Origin of the sequence: Streptomyces alkaliterrae, from assembly GCF_007097205.2 — a bacterium.
GTDB lineage: Bacteria > Actinomycetota > Actinomycetes > Streptomycetales > Streptomycetaceae > Streptomyces > Streptomyces alkaliterrae.
In genome coordinates, this window is record NZ_VJYK02000496.1 from 1 (window position 1) to 2,533 (window position 2,533).

The following is a 2,533-nucleotide window of genomic DNA, read 5'->3' on the forward strand; positions in this document are numbered from 1 at the left end:
TATAAGAGACAGCTCCCAACACACCTCCTCCCACGCGGCGGAACCACACAGCGCCGAACACAGCCCCACGGCGCGGCCTCCGGCCGCCGCCCCCGCGCTCGGCTCAGCCACGCCCGACGATGCCGGCTGCCACGTCCTGCTGGTCGACGACAACCCCGTCAGCCGCGCCGCCCTCCGCACCGCCCTCACGACGCCGTGCGTGACCGAGGCCGCAGACACCCGCCAGGCCCATGAAGCGGCCCTGCACCACCGACCGGACGTCGTCCTCCTCGACACCCACGCCGCCGCCCCCGGCACCGACCAGGATCTCACCGACCTCCTCCGCCTCGCACCCACCCTGCTCCTGACCCGCCGGGAGGACAACGAGGTCCTGCAACGCGCACTGCGTCTCGGGGCCCTCGGCTACCTCGTCCACGGCGACTTCACCGCCGAAGAGCTCGGCACGGCCGTCGACGCCGTACGTGCCGCCACACCCGTCACGACCACCGGGCCGGAGCTCCGACGGGCCGCCTCCACTGATCTGTGACCAGAGCTTTTCCCGCAGACCGTTTCGCGTGCGCAGCCTGTTGTGGCACAGTCACTCTCTGAAGAGGCGCGTCGCGCGCGGCCGTTGGCGGTGGGCGACGAGGAGCAGAGCCGGGGAAGCGACCGGGGGAGGAGACGCCATGCCGCCCGCCAGGCGACCAGCCGCCCGTCACACACCGCTTCCCGAAGACCGTTTGAACGCCGGGCGGAGTGTCAAGAACCACCAAGCCGGGCGACTTCGGACGCACACACCGTCCCCGTACGAACCCGACGCCCTTCGCACACCCCACAGCACCGCCCCGGCCGCCCCGCTGACGGCCGACCACGGCGGCCCAGCGGCGGCCCAGCCAACGGCCCGGCCCGGAGAGGTAGACGACCAGCATGAAGCTCCTGAAGCGGCGCCACCAACTCAAGACCGACACCGGCCAGACGGCCATCGAGTACCTGGGCATCCTCGCCGTGGTGGCAGCGATCATCGTCGTACTGCTGGCTACGGACTTCGGCACCGCCATCGCCAATGCGATCGGCGACCAGATCGAGAAGGTCACCGGCGGCGACTGACGGGTGACGACCGCGGGCAAGCCATACCGGCATATGTCACGGCGGTGGGGGCACTGCTCTTCCTCGCGCTTGCCTATTTCGCGGTTGGCCAAGCCGCCGCCAACCGAAACGGCGCTCAGGGGGCTGCGGACGCGGCAGCACTCGCCGCGGCCAGTGACGCGCGTGACCAGATCGGCGAACGCCTTGTCGGCCCGGACCTGAACCGCGACGACCTCGTGGATCTCGTGAACGGCCGCCTTTTCCTCACCTCCTCAGGATGTGCCGCCGCCGACCGGTTCGCCGCGAAGAACAAGGCGAACTCTGAGTCGTGCACGCGTGTCAACGCGCCGGGAAATGGTTTCGCGGTGACGGTCAGATCGCGGGAGTCCGTGGGAAACACAGTGATCCCCGGCACGGAAGGAACCTACTCGAAGGCCACGGCTCGCGCAGTCATAGAGAGCAGGTGCACGCTGAAGGACGCCGAAGAGGAGGACGAGACCGTCGTCGAAATCGTACTCAGCTGCCGCGGTAAGACTGTGACTATCGATCCGGAAAAGCCTGACTCGCTGCCCAGGCTGGGCGAACTGTTCACTGTTCGTCTGGTTCGGTGAGGCCGGATCTGACTCGGGGAAGGAACCCATGCTCAGGAAGAAGACCGGCGGCGCGATAGGTGCCAGGGTCACCATGCTGCTTGTCGGTTCACTGCTCGCCCTCACCGCGTGCGGTGGAGGAAACGATGACGGGAGCGGCTCGGACGATCCGAAGAAGCCGAGTGCAGGAAAGGAGGCGGAGTCTCCTGCAGCGCCGGATGGTGTTGACACCAAGCAGGTTGTCGGAGAACTCAAGGGTCCAAACGGGATCGAGATCGCCCTCCACTCGGCGGTACGCGACTCCGGCGGTTTTGTCACGGTGAACGGGACCCTTTCCAACAAGGGCGAACGGACGTTCCGGGCTGCCGAGTGGGTTTCCGGAGAGACAGCGATCAAGTCGAAGTCCTCGATTGCAGGGGCGACTCTGGTCGACCCGAACGGGAAGAAGCGCTATCTGGTCCTCAGGGACACCGACGGCCAGTGTCTGTGCACAACTGGTCTCTCAGACGTCAAGTCCGGCGAAACCCGGCCCGTCTTCGCTCAGTTCCCGGCGCCGCCCAAGGACGTGAAGACCATCGAGTTCCACGTTCCCTCGATGTCCCCCGCCCGCGTTGAGCTTTCGGAGGGGTGATCCACGTGATGAACTGGCGTGAGGGTGTGAGTGGCGCCGCCGTTCTCTGTGCGGCGGCGGTACTGACGCTGGGAGGCGCGCCGGCCGCTTTCGCGGAGGACGGGCCGGGGGGCCCGGCCAACGACGAGCCGCCGGTGGAGATCGACGTGAACTCGCCGAAGCTGCTGATGCGGGACGGGGCGACGTTGGCCAAGCCCCGGGTGATCGACATCGTGCAGGTGGTCGAGGAAGGCGGGTTGGGCGGGGA

The 2,533-nt window shown here is 67.7% G+C and carries 4 protein-coding genes and 1 pseudogene; all 5 read left to right on the forward strand.

The genetic code is table 11. The features are described from left to right. Positions 1-526: response regulator (locus FNX44_RS26025; RefSeq protein ID WP_153507747.1), on the forward strand; the 526-nt coding region annotated here is incomplete at its 5' end. Positions 527-906: 380 nt separating this feature from the next. After that, positions 907-1,086 (forward strand): Flp family type IVb pilin, encoded by a 180-nt coding sequence (locus FNX44_RS26030; RefSeq protein WP_143651429.1) that lies wholly within the window; start codon positions 907-909, stop codon positions 1,084-1,086. Between the two features lie 23 nt (positions 1,087-1,109). Next, on the forward strand, positions 1,110-1,676 hold the full coding sequence (locus FNX44_RS26035) for a pilus assembly protein TadG-related protein (protein WP_323369677.1): 567 nt from the start codon (positions 1,110-1,112) through the stop codon (positions 1,674-1,676). Between the two features lie 28 nt (positions 1,677-1,704). Further along, positions 1,705-2,286 carry a hypothetical protein gene (locus FNX44_RS26040; RefSeq protein ID WP_228450250.1) on the forward strand — a complete coding sequence of 194 codons (582 nt, stop codon included), beginning with the start codon at positions 1,705-1,707 and terminating at the stop codon, positions 2,284-2,286. A gap of 8 nt (positions 2,287-2,294) precedes the next feature. Next, positions 2,295-2,533: pseudogene (locus FNX44_RS26045) on the forward strand (hypothetical protein); the annotation flags it as partial.